Source organism: Mesorhizobium sp. M1A.F.Ca.IN.022.06.1.1 (assembly GCF_003952605.1).
Taxonomy (GTDB): Bacteria; Pseudomonadota; Alphaproteobacteria; order Rhizobiales; family Rhizobiaceae; genus Mesorhizobium.
The window spans coordinates 6,120,620-6,141,766 of the sequence record NZ_CP034455.1 but is presented as its reverse complement, the minus strand read 5'-3'; the positions used below and the strand labels follow the sequence as shown (position 1 = coordinate 6,141,766).

16 protein-coding genes and 1 pseudogene are annotated in these 21,147 nt (G+C 64.0%); 8 read left to right on the top strand and 9 right to left on the bottom strand.

Annotated features, from left to right (window positions below):
* Positions 1 to 97: 97 nt before the first annotated feature.
* Positions 98 to 865 carry a triose-phosphate isomerase gene (gene tpiA / locus EJ078_RS29225; RefSeq protein ID WP_066992805.1) on the bottom strand — a complete coding sequence of 256 codons (768 nt, stop codon included), beginning with the start codon at positions 863 to 865 and terminating at the stop codon, positions 98 to 100.
* 144 nt (positions 866 to 1,009) lie between these two features.
* Here tpiA and EJ078_RS29220 point away from each other — a divergent pair, with 144 nt between their 5' ends.
* The 6 genes and pseudogenes from EJ078_RS29220 to lexA all read left to right on the top strand — a co-directional run bounded on the left by EJ078_RS29220 (position 1,010) and on the right by lexA (position 7,265).
* The gene (locus tag EJ078_RS29220; protein WP_127216131.1) at positions 1,010 to 2,902 is read left to right on the top strand and encodes a SurA N-terminal domain-containing protein; all 1,893 of its coding nucleotides are present in this window, start codon (positions 1,010 to 1,012) and stop codon (positions 2,900 to 2,902) included.
* A complete protein-coding gene (gene trpD / locus EJ078_RS29215; RefSeq protein ID WP_067319924.1) occupies positions 2,899 to 3,909 on the top strand; it encodes an anthranilate phosphoribosyltransferase in 1,011 nt (336 codons plus the stop codon). Before EJ078_RS29220 ends, trpD begins: the two co-directional genes overlap by 4 nt.
* A 1-nt stretch (position 3,910) precedes the next feature.
* Positions 3,911 to 4,726, top strand: coding sequence for an indole-3-glycerol phosphate synthase TrpC (gene trpC, locus EJ078_RS29210; protein ID WP_067320163.1), 816 nt, complete (start codon positions 3,911 to 3,913; stop codon positions 4,724 to 4,726).
* A 2-nt stretch (positions 4,727 to 4,728) separates the two neighbouring features.
* Complete coding sequence (gene moaC, locus EJ078_RS29205; RefSeq protein ID WP_095825377.1) at positions 4,729 to 5,208, top strand: cyclic pyranopterin monophosphate synthase MoaC; 480 nt, start codon at positions 4,729 to 4,731, stop codon at positions 5,206 to 5,208.
* A 1-nt stretch (position 5,209) separates the two neighbouring features.
* A pseudogene (gene glp / locus EJ078_RS29200) lies at positions 5,210 to 6,414 on the top strand (gephyrin-like molybdotransferase Glp).
* Positions 6,415 to 6,530: 116 nt separating this feature from the next.
* A complete protein-coding gene (gene lexA, locus EJ078_RS29195) occupies positions 6,531 to 7,265 on the top strand; it encodes a transcriptional repressor LexA (protein ID WP_066992799.1) in 735 nt (244 codons plus the stop codon).
* On the opposite strand, the gene EJ078_RS29190 is transcribed toward lexA, so the two are convergent.
* The gene (locus tag EJ078_RS29190; protein ID WP_208720974.1) at positions 7,249 to 9,705 is read right to left on the bottom strand and encodes a ComEC/Rec2 family competence protein; all 2,457 of its coding nucleotides are present in this window, start codon (positions 9,703 to 9,705) and stop codon (positions 7,249 to 7,251) included. The genes lexA and EJ078_RS29190 overlap by 17 nt on opposite strands.
* Before the next feature lie 102 nt (positions 9,706 to 9,807).
* Here EJ078_RS29190 and gltX point away from each other — a divergent pair, with 102 nt between their 5' ends.
* Both gltX and gltA read left to right on the top strand, forming a co-directional pair.
* Complete coding sequence (gltX, locus tag EJ078_RS29185) at positions 9,808 to 11,232, top strand: glutamate--tRNA ligase (RefSeq protein ID WP_127217075.1); 1,425 nt, start codon at positions 9,808 to 9,810, stop codon at positions 11,230 to 11,232.
* Positions 11,233 to 11,413: 181 nt separating this feature from the next.
* A complete protein-coding gene (gene gltA / locus EJ078_RS29180; RefSeq protein WP_095777720.1) occupies positions 11,414 to 12,742 on the top strand; it encodes a citrate synthase in 1,329 nt (442 codons plus the stop codon).
* A 79-nt stretch (positions 12,743 to 12,821) separates the two neighbouring features.
* Here the strand turns inward: gltA and lpxB are convergent, their stop codons facing one another.
* The 7 genes from lpxB to rseP form a co-directional block, all read right to left on the bottom strand.
* Positions 12,822 to 14,003, bottom strand: a complete 1,182-nt coding sequence (gene lpxB / locus EJ078_RS29175; protein WP_127217074.1) for a lipid-A-disaccharide synthase — start codon at positions 14,001 to 14,003, stop codon at positions 12,822 to 12,824.
* Positions 13,993 to 14,895: a UDP-2,3-diacylglucosamine diphosphatase LpxI gene (lpxI, locus tag EJ078_RS29170; protein ID WP_127403946.1), complete on the bottom strand. Its 903-nt coding sequence runs from the start codon at positions 14,893 to 14,895 to the stop codon at positions 13,993 to 13,995. The genes lpxB and lpxI overlap by 11 nt, the downstream gene beginning before the upstream one ends.
* Positions 14,882 to 15,718, bottom strand: a complete 837-nt coding sequence (gene lpxA / locus EJ078_RS29165; protein WP_127216498.1) for an acyl-ACP--UDP-N-acetylglucosamine O-acyltransferase — start codon at positions 15,716 to 15,718, stop codon at positions 14,882 to 14,884. The genes lpxI and lpxA overlap by 14 nt, the downstream gene beginning before the upstream one ends.
* 15 nt (positions 15,719 to 15,733) lie before the next feature.
* Entirely contained in the window at positions 15,734 to 16,195 is a 462-nt protein-coding gene (gene fabZ, locus EJ078_RS29160) for a 3-hydroxyacyl-ACP dehydratase FabZ (RefSeq protein ID WP_095800760.1), read from the bottom strand.
* On the bottom strand, positions 16,188 to 17,243 hold the full coding sequence (gene lpxD / locus EJ078_RS29155; RefSeq protein ID WP_067319901.1) for a UDP-3-O-(3-hydroxymyristoyl)glucosamine N-acyltransferase: 1,056 nt from the start codon (positions 17,241 to 17,243) through the stop codon (positions 16,188 to 16,190). Before lpxD ends, fabZ begins: the two co-directional genes overlap by 8 nt.
* A gap of 78 nt (positions 17,244 to 17,321) precedes the next feature.
* Entirely contained in the window at positions 17,322 to 19,691 is a 2,370-nt protein-coding gene (gene bamA / locus EJ078_RS29150; protein WP_128294537.1) for an outer membrane protein assembly factor BamA, read from the bottom strand.
* Positions 19,692 to 19,909: 218 nt separating this feature from the next.
* Positions 19,910 to 21,052, bottom strand: a complete 1,143-nt coding sequence (gene rseP, locus EJ078_RS29145; protein ID WP_066992647.1) for an RIP metalloprotease RseP — start codon at positions 21,050 to 21,052, stop codon at positions 19,910 to 19,912.
* Positions 21,053 to 21,147: the final 95 nt, after the last annotated feature.

Genomic DNA, 21,147 nt, shown 5'->3' with positions numbered 1-21,147 from the left:
CAATGCTTTGGCGGCATTTCCAAGCCCGTGGCCGGGAATATGGGGAGCAATGCGGCCATTGCAACGATTTGGGCCGCGCCCCTGCCGCCGTCTGCGGCTATGACATGTGCATATAGGCTTCGGCAATGGCGAGGAAGTCGGCCGCCTTCAGGCTTGCGCCGCCGACCAGCGCGCCATCGACATTCTCGACGCCGAGCAGCTCCACAGCATTGGACGGCTTGACCGAACCGCCATAGAGAATGCGCATTCTGGCCGCGGCATCGCCGAGCAGCGCCGTCAGCTTGCCACGGATATGGGCATGCGCCTCGGCGACGTCGGCCGCGGTCGGCGTCAGGCCGGTGCCGATGGCCCAGACGGGCTCGTAAGCGATGATGGTGTTGGCGGCGGTGGCGCTCGCCGGCACGGAACCGTCGAGCTGCCGCGACAGGACATCGAGCGTCGCGCCGGCTTCACGCTCGGCGCGCGTCTCGCCGATGCAGATGATGGCCACCAGCCCTGCCCGCCAGGCGGCCGAAGCCTTGGCATTGACGATCGCATCGTCGTCGCCGCATTGCTCGCGCCGCTCGGAGTGGCCGACGATGACATGGCTTGCGCCGGCATCCTTCAGCATCTCGGCCGAAATCTCACCCGTATAGGCGCCGCTCTCCTTGGGGTGGCAATCCTCGCCGCCGGCGCGAACCGGTGTCCGCGAAAGGATCTCTGCGGCCTGGTGAAGCAAGGTGGCCGGAACGCAGACCAGGGCTTCCGTCTCCGCATCGAGGCCGCTCATGAAGCCGTTGCCGATCATCCTCAACTCGTTGAGCGAGGCGCTGGTGCCGTTCATTTTCCAGTTGCCGGCAACGAGCGGACGGATTCCAGGGGTCATGGCGTCGAGTTCTCCAGGCAACATAAGGCAGCGCCCTCACTATCAAAATCGGGCCACAAAGCAATCGACAGTGGGCCGGAAGGACGCTATTGCGCTTGTTTCAGAGTCGGCGCATGCGAAAATGCGCAAAGATCGGAAGTGGGCATGCTTGGTATTTTGAGAAGCGCGGCGGGCACCTGGGTCGCGAAAGCTTTGCTGTCCTTGCTGGTGGTGAGCTTTGCCGTCTGGGGTATTTCCGGGCGCCTGTCGGGAAGCTTGGCTGGCCATCATTCGGTGATTACCGCCGGCGGCACCACGGTTTCGATCAACGAATACCGCCTCGCCTACGATCGCCAGATCAACCTGCTGTCGCAGCAATATGGCCAGCGCATCACGCATGAACAGGCTAAGCTGCTCGGCCTCGACAACCAGGTCCTGGCGCAGCTCGTCTCCGGCGCCGTTCTCGACGAGCAGGCTCGCAAGCTCGGGCTTGGCCTTTCCAAGGACCGGCTGGCCGAGCTGACGCGCGAGGATCCGGCCTTCAAGGGTCCAGGCGGCCAGTTCGACCGCAGGACCTTCGAATATCTGCTGAGCCAGATCGGCATGCGACCCGAGGACTATCTGAAGAACCGCTCGCAGGTGGCGGTCCGCCAACAGATCGTCGAGGCGATTTCCGACGGCCTCAAGGCGCCGCAGACCTTCCTGAAGGCGGTCGCGCTCTATCGCGGAGAGGACCGCACGATCGACTATCTCGTCCTGCCGAAGACACTCGTCCAGCCGATCGAGGCGCCGTCCGACAGCGCGCTGAAAACCTATTTCGAAGCCAACAAGAAGAACTACGCCGCGCCGGAATACCGCAAATTCTCCTATATCCGGCTTGAGCCGCAGGACATCATGGACCCGACGGCGGTCACCGATCAGCAGGTCGCTGACGACTACAACAAGAACAAGGCGCGCTATACGACGCCCGAAATGCGCACCATCGAACAGCTGGTGTTCAAGACGCCGGACGCGGCCAAGGCGGCATTTGACTCCCTGAAGGCCGGCGCCACCTTCGACAAGATCGTCACCGCAGAGGGCAAGACGCAGGCCGACACCGTGCTCGGCACGCTGGCAAAGGACAAGATCGCCGACAAGGCGGTGGCCGACGCAGCCTTCTCGCTCAACGTCAACGAGGTCAGCCCGGTGGTTCAGGGCGCCTTCGGCCCGGTGCTCTTGCGCGTCACCGAGATCAAGCCGCAGGTGGTGAAGCCGCTTTCGGAAGTGTCCGACCAGATCCGCAAGGATCTTGCGCTCGGCGAGGCAAGCCGCGTCCTGCTCGACGTCCACGACAGCTACGAGGACACCCGCGCTTCCGGTGCCTCGCTTGCCCAGGCGGCCGACAAGCTAAAGCTCAAGGTCGTCACCATCGACGCCATCGACCGCACCGGCCAGCGGCCGGACGGCACGATCGTCAACGACCTGCCGCAATCGGCGGACCTCATCAAGGCCGTCTTCGAGGCCGAGCCGAACACCGAGAATGAAGGCCTGACCACTGCCGCCAACGGCTTCGTTTTCTATGAAGTCCAGTCGATCACGCCGGCGCGCGACAGCACGCTGGACGAGGTTCGCCAGAAGGTGGTGGCCGACTGGACCGCGGCCGAGACCGACAAGCGGCTCACCGCCAAGGCCGGGGAGTTGGAAAAGCGCCTCAAGGCCGGTGCGACGCTCGACGTGATCGCGGGCGAGCTTAAGCTCGAGAAGCAGACCAAGCGCGGCCTGAAGCGCGAAGCCGACGATGCCGATTTCGGCAAGGAGGGCGCGGCGGCCATGTTCGGCGTCGGCGAAGGCAGCACGGGCCTGATCCCCTCGCCCACCGGCGACGGTCAGATCCTGTTCAAGGTTGCCGAAGTCTTCGAACCTGCCGGTGCCGATGGCAGCTCTGTCCCGGAAGACGCGCAGAAATCTTTCAGCGCCGGCATATCCGACGACCTGCTCGATCAGCTGGTGGCGCAGCTGCAGTCGCAATATGACGTTCGTATCGATCCGGCCGCCGTTTCCCAAGCACAGACACGATGAGCGCGCTTAAGACATATATCGCCAAGGTCGCGACCGGCACCGCGCTCTCCTTCGAGGAAGCGCGCGAGGCCTTCGACATCATCATGTCGGGCGACGCGACGCCGGGGCAGATCGGTGGCTTCCTGATGGCGTTGCGCGTGCGCGGCGAAGCCGTGAGCGAGATCTCCGGCGCGGTCGCCACGATGCGCGCCAAGATGCTCCGCGTCGAAGCCCCGCGCGGCGCCATCGACATCGTCGGCACCGGCGGCGACAATTCGCACTCGGTGAACATTTCGACCGGATCGGCATTCGTCATCGCCGCCGCGGGTGTTCCGGTGGCCAAGCACGGCAATCGCGGCCTGTCCTCGCTGACCGGCGCGGCGGATGTGCTGATGGCCCTCGGCGTCAAGGTCGACATCGCACCGGAGACGATCGGCCGCTGCATCCAGGAGGCCGGCGTCGGCTTCATGTTCGCGCCAGCGCATCATCCGGCGATGAAGCATGTCGGTCCTGTCCGGGGCGAGCTCGGCACGCGCACCATCTTCAATCTGCTCGGGCCGCTGTCGAATCCAGCCGGCGTCGGCCGGCAGATGGTTGGCGTCTTCCTGCCCGAATGGATCATGCCGGTGGCTGAGACGCTGAAGGCGCTGGGTACCGATCATGCCTGGATCGTGCACGGCGACGGTTATGACGAGATCACCACCACGGGCGAGACGCAGGTCGCAGAGCTCGCCGGCGGCGAGATCCGCACCTTTACCCTCACTCCGGAAGCGGTCGGACTGAAGCGGCATAACAAAGAGGATCTGCGCGGCGGCGAAGCGGCCTACAATGCCAAGGCATTGCGCGATATGCTGGGCGGCGCTGCCGGCGCTTATCGCGACACCGTGCTGATGAATGCCGGCGCCGGGCTGGTGGTGGCCGGCAAGGCGACGACGCTCGGCGATGGCATCGAGGCAGCAGCGCAGGCCATCGACAGCGGCCGGGCGCTCGCGGTGCTCGACAAGCTCATCGAGATTTCGAACGGTTAGAATTTTGTCCGATATCCTGCGCAAGATAGAAGCCTACAAGCGCGATGAGATCGCCGCCGCAAAGCTCAGCGCGCCGCTTGCCGAGGTCAAGGCGAAGGCCAAGGATGCGGAACCCCCGCGCAGCTTCCTTGCGGCGCTTGAGGCCAAGCGGAAGGCCGGCGGCTTCGCGCTGATTGCGGAGATCAAGAAGGCCAGCCCTTCCAGGGGCTTGATCCGCGCCGACTTCGACCCGCCGGCGCTCGCCAGGGCCTATCAGCAAGGCGGTGCTGCCTGTCTTTCGGTGCTGACCGACGCACCGTCCTTCCAGGGCGCGCCCGGCTTTCTGACCGCAGCGCGCGCCGCCGTTGGCCTGCCCGCCCTGCGCAAGGATTTCCTCTTCGACCCGTATCAGGTTCATGAAGCCCGCGCCTGGGGCGCGGACGCGATCCTCATCATCATGGCGAGCGTCGACGACGCCTTGGCCAGTGAATTGGAAGTCACGGCCTTCGATCTCGGCATGGACGCGCTGGTCGAGGTGCATGACGAACAGGAGATGGAACGCGCGCTTCGCCTCTCGTCGCGGCTGATCGGCATCAACAACCGCGATTTGAGAACCTTCGAAACCAGCCTCGACGTTTCCGAGAGGCTTGCCGCCATGGTCCCGGACGACCGGCTGCTGGTCAGCGAGAGCGGCATCTTCACCCATCAGGACTGCCGCCGGCTGGAAAAGAGCAAGATCGGCACCTTCCTCGTTGGCGAAAGCCTGATGCGGCAGGCCGACGTGGCCGCCGCGACCGCCCTTCTGCTGACGGGCAAGGCGCCGGCCGAGGCCGTTTGAGGATGCCCGCGCTTACGCATCTCGGCGCCAAGGGCGAAGCCAACATGGTCGATGTCGGCGGCAAGGCCGAGACGACGCGCACGGCCATCGCCGAAGGGTATGTCACCATGCAGCCGGAAACGCTGGAGATGATCCTGGCCGGCGACGCCAAGAAAGGCGACGTGCTTGGCACGGCGCGCCTCGCCGGCATCATGGCGGCCAAGAAGACGCATGAGCTCATCCCGCTTTGCCATCCCCTCCTTCTCACCAAGGTTGCCGTCGAGATCGAGCCCGATCGCGCGCTTCCCGGCCTGAGGGTCACCGCGCTTGCCAGGGTTACCGGCAAGACCGGGGTCGAAATGGAGGCGCTGACCGCGGCGTCGGTTGCCTGCCTCACCATCTACGACATGGCCAAGGCAGCGGACCGCGCCATGGCGATTTCCGGCATCAGGCTGGTCGAGAAAACCGGCGGCAAGTCGGGCGACTACAAGGTAGGTCCTTAGCATGGCTTTGCTTCCGGTCGCCGAGGCGCTCCAACGCCTGTTGGACGGCGCGACCGCGCTGCCAGGCGAAAGCGTGCCGCTGGCCGACGCGTCCGGCCGGGTGCTGGCCGACCCCGTGGTGGCTCTGCGCACCCAGCCGCCCTTCAATGCGTCGGCGATGGACGGCTATGCCGTGCGGGCCGCCGACGTAGCCTCGGCGCCGGCGCGGCTCTCCGTGATCGGCATGGCGCCCGCCGGGCGTGGCTTCACCGGCTCTGTCGGCAAGGGCGAGGCCGTGCGCATCTTCACCGGCGCGCCGCTCCCCGAAGGCGCCGATACCATCGTTATCCAGGAGAATGTCCGCGATCTCGGCGGCGGCGGCATCGAAGTGACCGAGCCGACCGTGGAGGGACGAAACGTCCGTCGCCGCGGCCTCGACTTCTGCGAGGGCGACCTGCTCCTCGAAAAAGGCCGCCAGCTCGATCCGGCGGCGCTTTCGCTGGCGGCATCGGCCAACCATCCGAGTCTCAACGTGGTGCGGCAGCCGCTGCTCGCCATCATCGCCACCGGCGATGAATTGCTGCCGCCGGGCAGCGCGCTCGGCCCCGACCAGATCATCTCGTCGAATACCTGTGGCGTCACAGCTACGGCCCAGTCGGTCGGCGCGCGCGCGCTCGACCTCGGCATTGCCGCCGACCGCAAGGACGCGATCGCGGCCCTGGTCAAGAAGGCGGTCAAGGCCGGCGCCGACGTCATCGTCACGCTTGGCGGCGCCTCCGTCGGCGACCACGACTTGATCCATGACGTGCTGACCGGCGAAGGCATGCAGCTCGACTTCTGGAAGATCGCCATGCGTCCCGGCAAGCCGCTGATGTTTGGCCGGCTCGGCGACATTCGCTGCATCGGCCTGCCCGGCAATCCGGTCGCAAGCCTGGTCTGCTCGCAGCTGTTCCTGAAGCCGCTTCTGGCGCGGCTGGGCGGCCGGTCCTGCCGTCAGGAAATCCGCACGGCCCGGTTAGGCGTCGCAATGCACGCCAACGATCTCAGGCAGGACTATGTCCGCGCCGTGGTCCGCGAAGATGCGGGGGGTTGATCGCAACACCGTTCGGCATCCAGGATTCCTCGATGTTAAGGATGCTCGCCGATGCCAATGGCCTGATCGTGCGCCAACCCTTCGCACCGGCGGCTGAAGCCGGCGAGGAATGCACCGTTCTGATGTTACGCTGAACAAAACGTCAACACATTCACTAAACTTTAAACGGTTGCGGAACACAACTGGAACAGATAGTGTTTGTTCTGGGTTTGTTTTTCTGATTCTGGTTTCAGAACCCATGGGGGCCGCCATGCTGACGCGCAAACAACATGAACTGCTGATGTTCATCCATGAACGGCTCAAGGAAAGCGGCATTCCGCCGTCTTTCGATGAGATGAAGGAAGCGCTCGACCTTGCCTCGAAATCGGGCATCCACCGCCTGATCACGGCGCTGGAGGAGCGCGGTTTCATTCGCCGGCTTCCGAACCGGGCGCGTGCTCTTGAAGTGCTGCGCCTACCTGACTCGATCGCGCCCGGCCTCAATGCGGCGAAGAAATTCTCGCCGAGCGTCATCCAGGGCGGCCAAGGCAATCTCGGCCGCCAGATCAAACCCGCGGCGCCCGCCCGCACGCCGACGCCCAGCAATGACGACGACGCCGTTTCAGCCGTCTCCATCCCGGTGATGGGTCGCATTGCCGCCGGCGTGCCGATCGACGCCATCCAGCACCAGACGCATTCGATCACAGTGCCGCCGGACATGATCGCGGGCGGCGAGCACTACGCGCTCGAGGTCAAAGGCGATTCGATGATCGAGGCCGGCATCTTCGACGGCGACACGGTCATCATCCGCAACGCCAGCACTGCGAGCCCCGGGGAGATCGTCGTGGCGCTGGTCGATGACGAGGAGGCGACGCTGAAGCGCTTCCGCCGCAAGGGCGCCTCCATCGCGCTCGAGGCTGCCAATCCGGCCTATGAGACGCGCATCTTCGGTCCCGATCGCGTCAAGGTTCAGGGCAAGCTCGTCGGGCTCATCCGCCGCTACTGAGGGGCTGCGGCTTGGCTTTCGGCTTCTCGGGCTTCTTGTAAGGCGCCAACCCCCTCGCCTCACGCGAGTAGCGCCGCTGTTCGTGCCAAGGGCGGTACGGTTTTTCGACGGCGTATTGAATGGTTGCTCGCGCCGTCGCCGATTGCGGATCGAAGAAGACGGCGGCACTGCCGTCGCGCGCGAGCTGCCGCTTGGTGACAACGAGGACACGCGGATCGCGGCAGGGATTGTAGGCCGTGGCGTCGTTAATGACGATGAGGTCTGCGAAGTCGCAGGCAGGCCGGGCAGCTTCGCGTTTTTCGGCGAGCGCGACGATCGCGCCTGATGGATGCCGGCCAATGCAGAGATCGCCCGTGCAGTAAAAGGGCGATCCAGGCGGCAGGTCGACGGGATCGGCTATGTCCAGCGTGCCCTTGGCGAATGTCTCCGGCGGCACGATCGTTTCGGCCTTGAGCGCGCGTTTCCAGTTATCGGTGGTGAACTCGTTCGAGCGGGCACGATTGATGGCGAGTTCGCCGCCGCCGATCGGCATCGCCACCAGATGCGCGTCCTCCGAGATCAGCAGGTCGGGCGTGCGCACCTGCGGGATCATCATGACGGCCGCGGCAGCGAAAGGAATCGCGGCCAGCCTGAGCCACGTAGTCGCCATCGTGGCGATGACGAGCGCGATCGTCGCCAGCAGCACCGAATCGATCGAGATCAGGCCCACGGCATCGACCGGCGACCACTCCGAAATCCACGCCGAGATCGCGATCATCGCCGCCAGGCCCTTGCCCATCAAATAGAGGAAGGGCCCGTCGAAGCCGAACGGCATCATGACCGCGCTGGCGACGGCGAGAAACATCACGATCGTGACGATCGGCATGATCGCGAGATTGGCCAGCAGGCTAAGCGGCGAGACGCGCTGGAAATGCCAGATGGCAAACAGCGCCGTGGCACTTCCGGCAATGATCGACGTCATCGCGGCGCCACCTGCTCCGACTGCCAGTTTGTGCGACATGAACCGCAGGAACGAACGCTTTGCCGGCGGCGCTCTCACCTTGCCGGCGCGGTAGTCGGACCAGCCGGCATAGGCGCCGACAAGGGCGGCGGTTGCCGCGAACGACATCTGAAAGCTCGGGCCAACCACTTCATGCGGCGACACCAGGATGACGGCGATGGCCGAGATCGCCAAATTGCGCATCGTCAGCGCGGCGCGGTCGAAAAGCACGGCGATCAGCATCACGGCCAGCATGATGAAGCTTCGCTCGGCGGCGACCACCACGCCGGAGATGACGAGGTAGGCGGCGATCGACATAAGCGCGATTGCCGCGGCATATTTCTTCACCGGCCGGCGTGACGAAAAATCCGGGAACAGCGCAAAGGCGCCGCGCAGCAGAAGCATGACCGTGCCGGCGACCAGCGCCATGTGCAGGCCCGAAATCGAGATGATGTGATAGATGCCGGTCCGCCGCATCGCCTCGTTGATGTCCTCCGGAATGCCGGCGCGCACGCCGACGATCAGTGCGGCGGCAATTTCGCCTTCGGGTCCGCCGACGGTGCTTCTGATGTGGTCGGCAATATTTTCGCGCGCGTTCTCGATGGCCGAGGCGATGCTCGTCTGGCCGATCGGGTCGGTTGGCGGAATGAGTTTCGGGTCGCCGAGGAAAAATCCGCTGCCGCCGATGCCGGAAAAATAGCTGTCGAAGGAAAAATCATAACTTTCCGGACGGACCGGCCCTGTCGGCGGCAGGAGCCGCGCGTAACCCGTCACCAGCGATCCGGCCTTCATGCCGGCCGGGATCCTGCGTGCCGAGACCCTGACGCGATCCGGTGCGTAGCGCAGCTTTGGATGCGCGGTCGAGACGAGATCGATGGTCAGCCTGACGCGGCCATTGGCCATTTCCTCGGCGATGACGACGCGGCCTGTCAGCCGCGTCTGGATTTCGGAGCCGAGCATCGGTGTAGCGGCGCGCCAGGTCTCGACCTTCGCGGCGACGAAGCCCAGCGCGCAAAACAGCGCCGCCATAAAGACCAGGTGTGTCTTCAGCCAGAGGCGCGAAACCGCCGCGCATAGAGCCATCAGCGCCACCGCCGCCAGCGGTCTGTAAAGATCCGGCTCGGCGCTCACGGAATAATAGAGTATCACGCCGGCGGCCAGGAACACCGGCACCAGCAGGAAGCCGATGCCGCGGTCGAGCTCGGTTGAGGCTGCCTCGGCCACACCCCGGCGAAACACGGAAAACGAGGCACGGCGGAACCGCCTGCGGATTAAGTCGATGGCCGCCGGCGGAGGCGGCTTCACGACGGCGTCGCCGTCCGAAATCTCGGTGGCCGGACGCGGCACGGGAACCCAAACCGGTACTGCCTCAGCAGGCACGGTGTCGGCAAACAGCAGGCGCTCGCTCACGCCAGCCGTCGTCTTCTCGCCATCCTCCGCACCCCGGCCACGTCCAGCCATCGGGTCTGCCCCTTGCGCCCCAGACCTCCTATGCTACATGAACGCCCACCGCGCGAAAGTCCGCGCAATCATGCCCGCTTCAGAGCTTCTTCCGAGAGTTCCATGTCCGACAAGGTCGTCACCCGCTTTGCCCCCTCGCCCACCGGCTATCTGCACATCGGCGGGGCGCGCACGGCGCTGTTCAACTGGCTCTACGCCAGGCACACGGGCGGCACGATGCTGCTGCGCATCGAGGACACTGACCGCGAGCGCTCCACCGAAGCGGCGACAGCCGCTATCCTGGACGGGCTGACCTGGCTCGGCCTCTCATGGGACGGCGAGGCCGTGTCGCAGTTCGAGCGAGCGCCGCGCCACCGTGAGGTGGCAGAGGAGCTCGTACGGCTAGGCAAGGCCTATTACAGCTATGAGACGCCTGCCGAGCTGGAGGCGATGCGCGAGGCGGCGCGGGCCAAGGGGCTGCCGCCGCGCTACAATGGCCAGTGGCGCGACCGCGACCCCTCCGAGGCGCCTCCCGGCGTCAAGGGCGCGATCCGCATCAAGGCGCCGATCGAAGGAGAGACCGTCGTGCACGACCGCGTGCAGGGCGAGGTGCGATTCCCGAACAAGGACCTCGACGACTTCATCATCCTGCGCTCGGACGGCAACCCGACCTACATGCATGCCGTCGTCGTCGACGATCACGATATGGGCGTCACCCACATCATCCGCGGCGACGATCACCTGACCAACGCCGCGCGCCAGACCGTAATCTACAACGCCATGGGCTGGACCGTGCCGTCGATGTCGCACATCCCGCTGATCCATGGTGCCGACGGCGCCAAGCTGTCGAAGCGCCACGGCGCGCTCGGCGTCGAGGCTTATCGCGCCATGGGCTATCTGCCGGAGGCCCTGCTCAACTATCTGGCTAGGCTCGGCTGGAGCCACGGCGACGACGAAGTAATGTCGATCAAGAACATGATCTCCTGGTTCGATATCGGCGACGTCAACAAGGGCGCCGCCCGTTTCGACTTCGCCAAGCTCGAGGCGCTGAACGGCGTCCATATGCGCAAGATGGACGACAAGGCGCTGTTTGATGTTCTCGTAGCCACCCTGCCCTATCTCGAGGGTGGCCCGGCGCTCGCGGCCAAGCTCGACGACAGGCGCCGGGCACAGCTGCTTGCTGCCATGCCGGGCCTGAAGGAGCGGGCAAAGACGTTGGTCGAGCTTGTCGATGGAGCCGGCTTCCTGTTCGCCGAGCGGCCCTTGCGGCTCGACGAAAAGGCTGCGGGGTTGCTTGGCAGCGACGCCCGCGCCATTTTGCGCGGCGCCCATGCCGCGCTCGCCGCGATCTCCAGCCAATGGAGCGCCGCGACCGCGGAAGCCGCTATTCGCGATTTTGCGCAGGCAGGCGGCCATAAGCTCGGCGCCGTGGCTCAACCGCTGAGAGCCGCGCTCACCGGCCGCAGCACCTCGCCCGGCGTGTTCGATGTGCTCGCTGTGCTCGGCCGTGAGGAGAGCCTGGCGCGGGTTGCGGATCAAATCGATTAGGAGCGAACTGGCCCAAGAAGATTGGCATTGAAAGGTGTGTTTCGCAGTGCAACATTAGGCTTTGGCCCAATCTGGCACGCACCTCCTAAAATGCGGTGGCAAGTTCGCGCATTCCGGTGATTTCGACGTGTCGTTTGCAGGAATTGCCTTGCCGGCATGAGAAAACATAAAGGAGTTTGCAATGAGCGAAGCTGCGACAAAACTGGAATCGGGCGGCAAGGCGCGCGAGTCGACCGCAAGGCTCGAGCTCGCCGGCAAGACGCATGAATTCAAGGTGCGAAGCGGCTCGACCGGGCCCGACGTCATCGACATCGGCGCGCTGTACAGCACCACCGGGGCCTTCACCTACGATCCCGGTTTCACCTCGACGGCAAGCTGCGAGTCGGCGATCACCTTCATCGACGGCGACGCCGGCATCCTACTGCATCGCGGGTACCCGATCGACCAGCTCGCCGAGCACGGCGACTTCCTCGAGGTCTGTTATCTCCTGCTCTACGGCGAATTGCCGACCAAGGCGCAGAAGGACGACTTCGACTATCGCGTGACGCGCCACACCATGGTGCATGAGCAGATGTCGCGCTTCTTCACCGGCTTCCGCCGCGACGCCCATCCGATGGCCGTCATGTGCGGCGTGGTCGGCGCGCTGTCGGCCTTCTACCACGACTCGACCGACATCTCGGACCCATATCAGCGCATGGTCGCCTCCATGCGACTGATCGCCAAGATGCCGACGATCGCGGCGATGGCCTACAAATACCACATCGGCCAGCCCTTCATTTACCCGAAGAACGAGCTGAATTTCGCCGCCAACTTCCTGCACATGTGCTTTGCCGTCCCGTGTGAGGAGTACAAGATCAATCCGGTGCTGGCGCGCGCCATGGAGCGCATCTTCATCCTGCACGCCGATCACGAGCAGAACGCGTCGACTTCGACGGTTCGTCTCGCCGGCTCTTCGGGCGCCAATCCGTTCGCCTGCATCGCGGCCGGCATTGCTTGCCTCTGGGGCCCCGCGCATGGCGGCGCCAACGAGGCGGCCCTCAACATGCTGGGCGAGATCGGCCATGTCGATCACATCCCGGAATTCATCGCCCGCGCCAAGGACAAGAACGACCCGTTCCGCCTGATGGGCTTCGGCCATCGCGTCTACAAGAACTACGATCCGCGCGCCAAGATCATGCAGAAGACGGCGCATGAGGTGCTGGGCGAGCTCGGCATCAAGGATGATCCGCTGCTCGACATCGCGATGGAGCTGGAGAAGATCGCGCTGACCGACGAGTATTTCATCGAGAAGAAGCTCTATCCGAACGTCGACTTCTATTCGGGTATCACGCTGAAGGCGCTGGGCTTCCCCACCACCATGTTCACCGTGCTGTTCGCGGTCGCCCGCACCGTCGGCTGGATCGCGCAATGGAAGGAAATGATCGAAGACCCGCACCAGAAGATCGGCCGCCCGCGCCAGCTCTACACCGGCGCCACGGAGCGCGACTACGTGCCGATTGCGAAGCGGTGATTGAGCGAATAGCGAAATAGCGAGTAGCGAACAGTGAAAGAAACCCGTCGGCGCTCGCGCCTAGCCTGCTCGCTATTCGCTACTCCCTATTCGCTTTCTTGATGCACCCCAGCACCACCTCTGCAGCAATCTCGCCCGACGGCCTGTCGGTCGCCATGCGCCTGGCGATTTCGGCGAAGCCTGCCTGCTGCCAGGCGCGCATGCCGGTATCGGCAAACAGGGCTTCCAGCTGACGCGCCAGGTTCTCCGGCCTGACATACTGATCGTAGAACTCCGGCACCAGCGCGCGATCGGCGATCAGGTTGGGCAGCAGCGCCGACCAGGTCGTCACCAGATGCTGCAGCAGCTGCCTCGCGATCGGATCGAGCTTGTAGCTGGAGACCATTGGAACACGGCAAAGCGCAAGCTCGAGCGAAACTGTTCCGGAGGCGATCAGAGCCGCATCGGCCTTGCCGAAAGCCAACCATTTGCGCTCCGGATCGGTGACGATCTCTGGCTTCTCGTCCCACCGCGTGACGGACGCCTTTACCAGGTCGGCGACATGCGGCACCGTCGGCAGCATCAGCCGCAAGCGGTGACCGCGCTGATGCAAGACCGATATCGCCTTGCCGAACGGCTCGATCAGCCGGCGCACCTCGCCGCGGCGCGAGCCGGGCAGCACGAGCAGCGTCTTCACGCGATCCTCCGACAGGTCCCGCGGCAAGCTCTGCGCCTTGGCGGCGCCAAGCACGCCGGGATCCTGGGTCAGCCGGTGGCCGACATAGGTGCCGGGCGGCCCACCAAGTCGGGTGAGCGCCTTCACTTCGAAGGGCAGGATGCAGAGGATGTGATCGACATAGGGCTTCATCGCCGCCGCCCTGCCCGGCCGCCATGCCCACACGCTCGGGCAGACATAATGGACGATCGGGATGGCGGGCGCGGCGGCGCGGACCCTTTTGGCGACCCGCAGCGAAAAATCAGGGCTGTCGATGGTGATCAGGCAATCCGGCCGCTCCGCCGCGATGGTGCCGGCTGTTTGGCTGATCCGGCGCATCAGCCGCGGCAGGTCGCGCAAGACGGCGCTGAAGCCCATCAGCGCGATCTCGCTGCCGTCGAAGAGCGGTGTCAGCCCCAGGTCCTGCAGATGCCGGCCGCCGATGCCGACGAGCCGGATCTTACGGCCGGTGGTCTTCTCGAGCGCACGCACGATGTCGGCGCCGAGCAGGTCGCCCGATTCCTCGCCCGCGACGATGGCGATCTTGAGTGGCCTCTCACTGGCCATCGGTCGGCTCCGTCGCGGGAAATCCGACGATGAACAAGCCAAGCGCATTGGCCCGCGCAAGAGTCGCCGGGCCTTCGAGAATGAGCGAGCGGCCGGCTTCAACGGCGATGCCGGCAAGGCCGGCCGCATGTGCGGCCTCGACCGTCTGCGGGCCTATCGAGGGCAGGTCGGCGCGCAGCTCCTGCCCTGGCTTGGCGCATTTGACGAGAACGCCGCGCGTCTTGCCGGCGAGCCTGCCGTGCCCGCGCAATTCGCGCGTCCGCTCGAGCAGGCCCTTAGTGCCTTCGATGCCTTCCAACGCGATAACCCGCCCTCCAATTGCAATCGCCGCCTGGCCGATGTCGAGCTCGCCGATCGCCTTGGCCGCCGCGCGGCCCGCCTCGATATCGCGCCAGTCCGATTGCTTTGGTCCTGCCTTGGTCAGCGTGCCCTCGCCGGCAGCGAGATCTGGAACGATCTCATGCGCTCCGACCACGGTGATACCGCGCCTTTCCAGCCCGCGCGTCAGAACCTTCAGAAGCCCGTCGTCGCCGCGGGCCAGCGCCATTGCCACGGAGGGGATTATCGTCAGCAGACTGAGCGTTGGACGTATCTTCGCAAGCCGCGGCCTGCGCTTGATCTCGCCGGCAAGAACCAGGTGGCTAATGCCTTCGCGCTTCAGCAAGGGAAGCAGGAAGCCGATGTCTTCGAGCGCAAGCGTCGCCTGCTCGTAGGCGGCAAAGTCCGCTTCGCGATCCACCTCGCCCTCGGCCAGGATGATGAAAGGCGAATGTCCCTGTCTGACCAGACCTTCCGCCACTTCGACCGGCAGGCTGCCGCCACCGGCGATGATGCCGACCCTGGAGCCCGGCGCGAGTGCAAGCCCTGACCCGGCGGGCTCAGCCCTCGTCATCGCCATCGTCATCGCCGCCACCGCCCTTCAGCGGCGGGACGGCATAATGCCGCTTGCCGCGACTGGTGATGAAGTCGATCATCTTCATGGCCGTCGGTGACGAGGCGAACTCCGCCTTGGCGATCTCGACATTCTCCCCGACCGTGCGGGAGTGGTCGAAAATCGCCCTGTAAGCCCTTCGCAGCATGTAGATTTCGGCGCGCGGCAGGCCGGAGCGCTTCAGGCCGATGACGTTGAGACCGCGCAGCTTGGCGCGATTGCCGACGGCGATCGCATAGGGAATGACGTCGCCGACGACCGCCGAGCAGCCGCCGATAAAGGCGTTGTCGCCGACGCGGACAAACTGATGCACGGCGGTCAGGCCGCCGATATAGACATTGTCGCCGATCTCGCAATGCCCGCCGAGCGTCGCCCCATTGGCGAAGGTGACATTCTTGCCGACGACGCAGTCATGGGCAATGTGGGCATAGGCCAGGAAATTGCCATTGTCGCCGATCGCCGTCTCGCCGCGGCTGGAATCGGTGCCGACATGCATGGTGACGCCTTCGCGGATGGTGCAATTTTCGCCGATGACCAGCGTCGTGCGCCCGCCCTTGTGCTTGGTGTTTTGCGGCGGCGCCCCGAGCGTCGACATTGGATAGACCTTGGTCGAGCCGCCGACGGTGGTCGCGCCCATCACCGAGACATGGCTGACCAGCTCGACGCGATCGCCGATGACGGCATCGGCGCCGACATGGCAGAAGGGTCCGATACGCACACCTTCGCCGAGCTGGGCACCTTCTTCGACGACCGAGGAAGGGTGGATTGATGTCTGAACTTTCATGAGCATTAGAAACCGTCAGCCGGTGACCATCATAGCCGAAACTTCGGCTTCGGCGGCCTTTGCGCCATCCACCATCGCCTCGCAGGCAAATTTCAGCAGGTTGCCGCGCTTCTTGATCTTCTTGACGTGGATCCTGAGCTGATCGCCTGGGACGACCGGCTTGCGGAACTTCGCGTTGTCGATGGTCATGAAATAAACCAGCGAGGGCTTTTCCGCATTGAGGCTGCGAATGCAGATCGCGCCGGCGGTCTGGGCCATCGCCTCGATGATGAGCACGCCCGGCATCACCGGCTGCTGCGGGAAATGGCCCTGAAAATGAGGTTCGTTGATGGTCACGTTCTTGATGCCGACCGCGGAGTCGTCGCCGTCGATTTCGACGATGCGGTCGATCAGCAGAAACGGATAACGGTGCGGCAGGAGCTTCATCAGCCCCATTATGTCGACCGCCTCAAGTGTCATCGCAACCGTGTCAGCCATTTCCGTCGCCCTGCTTGCGCGTCCTGGCCAGCCTGCGCAGCATCGCGATCTCACGCATGGCTTCCGCCATTGGCTGCGCCGGATAGCCTCCCCAGACCTCGCCCGCCGGCACGTTGCTCATGAAACCACTTCTCGCAGCAAGCTTGGCCCCGGGACCGATGGTCAAATGATCGGCGAGGCCGACGCCGCCACCCATGGTGACGTTGTCGCCGACGACGACGGAACCGGAAATACCCGAAAGCCCGGCTATAATGCAATTGCGGCCGATGCGAACATTGTGGGCGATCTGCACCAGATTGTCGATCTTGGTGCCTTGTCCGATGATCGTGTCGGACATCGCACCGCGATCGACGGTCGAGTTGGAGCCGATCTCGACGTCATCCTGGATGATGACGCGGCCGATCTGCGGCACGCGCTCAGGTCCCTTCGCGCCGGCCACGAAGCCGAACCCGTCCTGACCGATCCTTGCACCGCCATGAATGATGACGCGGTTGCCGATCAGCGCATATTGGATGCTGGCACCCGGACCGACATAGCCATCACGACCTATCTTGCAGGAGCGGCCAATGACCGCATGGGGCGCAATGACCGTGCCGCTCCCGATAGAAACGTCGGGACCGATCACGGCGCCCGCCTCCACAATCGCACCCGCCTCGACATGCGCGGACGGATCGATGTGCGCTTGCGGCGAAATGCCGGTTTCGCCGGTCATCGGCCCGGGCGTGGCGGCCTGCGGAAAGAGCAGCCGCCCCACCATGGCGAAGGCCTGCTGCGGGCGCGGATGCGCCAGCACCGCAATCCCCTGCGGCGCCCTGTTGGCGAAGTCGGCAGGACAGAGAACGGCAGCCGCCTTGAGCGAATGCATCAAGGCGAAATTGCGCTTGCCGTCGACAAAGACGAGCGCACCGTCGCCACCCTCATTGGCGGGCGCCAGCGCGTCGATGGCGATGTCGGCCTGCGAGGAATCAATAAGATTGGCGCCGGTCAGATTCGCGACCTCGCCAGCCGTATACCGGCGTGAAGGCGCGAAGAACACCGGATCGGTCATTCCACAAACATTATCCAGCTAGGTCGGATCAGTCGATTCCGGGTCATCACACGACCCGGAAACATCGTAACCCGCGGATTAGAAACGGGTCGCTATGCCGAAGTTGAATTCCTGCACGTCGTCGCCCGGCTGCTTCTCGACCGGAATCGCATAATCGATGCGGATCGGACCGAACGGCGAAGCCCACATTAGGCCGACACCGACCGAAGCGCGCAGATGCATGTCAGCCGACCCCGGCTTGATCAAAGCAGGATCGAGCTTGCTGCCGTAAAGCGTTGCCGCATCGGCAAACACAGCGCCACGCAAGCCGAAGCTTTCCGGAATAACCGGCATCGGGAATTGGGCTTCCGCCGAGGCATTGAAATAGGTCGTGCCGCCGAGATGGTCGCCACTGGTGTCGCTGGCAATCGGGCCAATGCCGCCATAGGCGAAACCGCGGATCATGCGGTCATTGCTCTGGAAGTGGTCGAAGATGCGCAGATCGCCATTGCCATAGCCCGCGATATAGCCAGCGCCACCCGACACCAGGCCGACTAGGTCCAACTGCTCGGACAAGGTCTGGTAGACGCTTGCTCGCCCGGTCAACTTCACCCACTTGGCGTCACCGCCGAGACCGGCGACTTCCGTTGTGCCTGTGATGTAAAGACCCTCGTGCGGATTCTTCATGTCGTCGATGGTATTGTAGACCAGGCCGAGGCTGACAGACGACTTGGTCCATGGGCTTTCGGCGACGCCGTCCCGGATGGCCTGGGAGATCGTGCACTTGGACGGATCGTAGACGCCGCTGGTCAAGCAGCCATCGGCGATCGAATACTTCTCCTGCGAGATATTATACGCCAGCTGCGTCGAAATGCTGTCGGTGATCGGCAGGCCGAAGCGAATGGTCGCGCCGGTGACGTCCGTATCGTAATGGTTGTACTCACGGGTCGACTTGTAGATATCGAAGCCCGCGGCGATGCGCCGGCCGAGGAAATACGGCTCGGTGAAGGAGATCGCGTAGTCGCGCGAGTTCTTGCCGCCGCCGGCCGACAGCTTGATGTACTGGCCGCGGCCGAGGAAGTTGCGCTCGGTGATCGAGCCTTCGACGGACGGGCCCGGCGTGTCGCCGCCGGTCGAATAGCCGGCGCCGACCGAGAACTCACCGGTCGACTTCTCGACCACGTCAACCACTAGGACGACCTGGTCCGGAGCGGACCCAGGGACCGTCGAGATGTCGACTTTTTCAAAATAATCCAGGGCTTCCAGCCGCTTCTTCGCGCGCTGGATAAGAACCTGGTTGAAGGCGTCGCCTTCGCTGACGTCGAATTCGCGCCGGATGACATAGTCACGCGTGCGGTCGTTGCCGCGGATTTCGATGCGCTCGATATAGGCCTTGGTGCCCTGGTCGATTGTGTAGACGACCGAGATCGTGTGATTCTCGAAATTGCGGTCGCCGCGCGGCGTTACCTGGGCAAACGCATAGCCTGAGCCGGCGACCTTTTCGGTGAGCGCAACGATCGTGTCCTCGACGTCCTTGGCGTTATACACATCGCCCTTGTGCGTCTCGACCACCGATTCCAGCGACTTTGAGTCGACCTCGGGAATCGTGCTCTCGACACTGATGTCGCCGAAGTTGTAGCGCTCGCCTTCCTGCACGGTGATGGTGACCGTGTATTTGTTGGTGGCTTCGTCCAACTCACCGACGGCCGAAACGACCTGGAAATCGGCGTAACCGTGATTGTAGTAGAAGCGGCGCAGCAACTCCTGATCGGCGCGCAGTTTGTCCTCGTCATAGACGTCGTCGCGCAGCACGAACGAAAGCCAGGACGAACGCTTGGTGTTGATGACGTCCGACAGGCGTCGGCTGGAAAAAGCGCTGTTGCCGACGAAATTGATCGCCGCGATCTGCGTGCGCGCGCCTTCGTTAATGTTGAAGACCACGTTCACGCGATTGTCGCCGAGGTCCATGATCTGAGTGGTCACGGCGGCGTCGTCGCGGCCGATACGCCGATAGGCAGCCTTGACCGCCTCGACGTCGGCGTCGAGCGCCTGCTGCGAGAAGGTCGCGCGCGGCTTCAGCTGGACAGCGGCCTGGAGCGCGTTGTCCTTGAGCTTCTTGTTGCCCTGGAACAGGACCTGGTTGACGACCTTGTATTCGGAAACCTTGACGACCAGGGTCGAGCCGACCTGATTGATCTGGACGTCCGAGAACAGCCCGGTGCCGAACAGCGCCTTCACGGCGCTATCGATATCGGCACTTGAAAACGCCTTGCCGGGCTTGATCGCGATGTAATTGCGGATGGTTTCGGCATCGACACGCTGGTTGCCGCTGACCTCGACCCTGCTGACCACTGCTGCTTCGGCTACCGATGTGGCAACGAACTGCACTGCGAGCGCGCCTGGCAAAACCAGGGCGGCGGACAAAGCCGCCGCGGACGCGGCGCTCAGAAACTTGGATGCTGCCTTCATCGGGCTTTTGTACCTTTTTCTCGTAGTCCCCACGGCGAGAAAACCGGACGTGCGGTATTTTCCCTTACCGTATTAACCGGATTTCCCCTACACGCAAGGCTCCCGGTTAATTTGTATTTACTTAACCCTGTTGCGTGGCTTTCGTGTCACGCATATCCCCACGCATGGTAAACGGCGTCTCAATATGGGTGGGGCCGAAGCCAAATTCCTTCATGATTTCAGCACCCAAACAGATCATTCCAAAAAACGAAACCCATAAATCCGAGCACCAGAAGGAGACCGGTCCGGTAGGCCATCTCCATCATCCGCTCCGACACGGGCCGCCTTATGACGGCCTCCACGCCGTAGAACAAGAGGTGGCCGCCGTCGAGAGGGGGAATCGGTAGCAGATTGAGAATCCCTATCCCGACTGACAGGAATGCAACAAGCTGCACCAGCCATTCGAAACCGAGTTTGGCCGCCTGACCCGACATTTTCGCGATCTTGATCGGGCCGCCGAGTTGGCATTTGTCTTCGCGCCCGACGACGAAACGTTGCAGAAATTGCCCGGTGCGCTCGATCACATGCCCGGTTTCCTCGACAGCCGCCGCCAGCGCGCCCGCGGGCGTGTAGGAGACCAGTCGCGGCTGCCCGAGCTCCGCATTGTTGGCCACGCCGATGATCGCGACCTTGACCTTGTTGCCCAGCGCATCCTGCTGCTCCATCGGTTCCGGTGTCGCGGTGACGGTGATTTCCTTGCCGTCGCGCAACATGGTGAAGGTGATGGCATCGCCGGCGCGGCCCGAAACCAGGCGTTGAACGTCGGCGAAGGTCTCCACCTTGTTGCCGTCGACTCTGACGAATCGATCGCCGGGCTGAATGCCCGCCCGCGCCGCCGGGCTGCCGGCGCTGACTTCGGCCACCATCGGCTCCATCACCGGGCGGCCATAGAGGGAAAACAGCACCGCGAACACGGCGATCGTCAGCAGGAAATTGAACAGCGGCCCGGCGACGACGGTCGCCGCGCGTTTCCAGATCGGCTGGGTGTGGAAGGCGACCTCGCGCTCGGCCTCGCTCAGCGATTCGAGGTCTTCGGTGCTCGGCTGGCTCGATGTCGCGTTCATGTCGCCGACGAATTTCACGTAGCCGCCAAGCGGAATGGCGCAAAGCTTCCAGCGGGTGCCGTGGCGGTCGTTGAAACCGAAGAGCTCCGGGCCGAAGCCGATGGCAAAAGCCTTGACGCCGATGCCGCACCAGCGGCCGATGAGGTAGTGGCCCATCTCATGCACGAACACCACGACGGTGAGCACGAACAGGAACGGCACAAGGGTGCCGAGGACAAAGCCTTGCGTGCTGAAGAGCGCGTGAAGAATCTCGTTCAAGTCATGCCCTCAAAATTCGCCCAGCGCGACAGTCCGCCGCGACTGTGGCATCAATCCGGGCGAATCCGTGGCACGCGTCGTTTTGCCCATTGGCG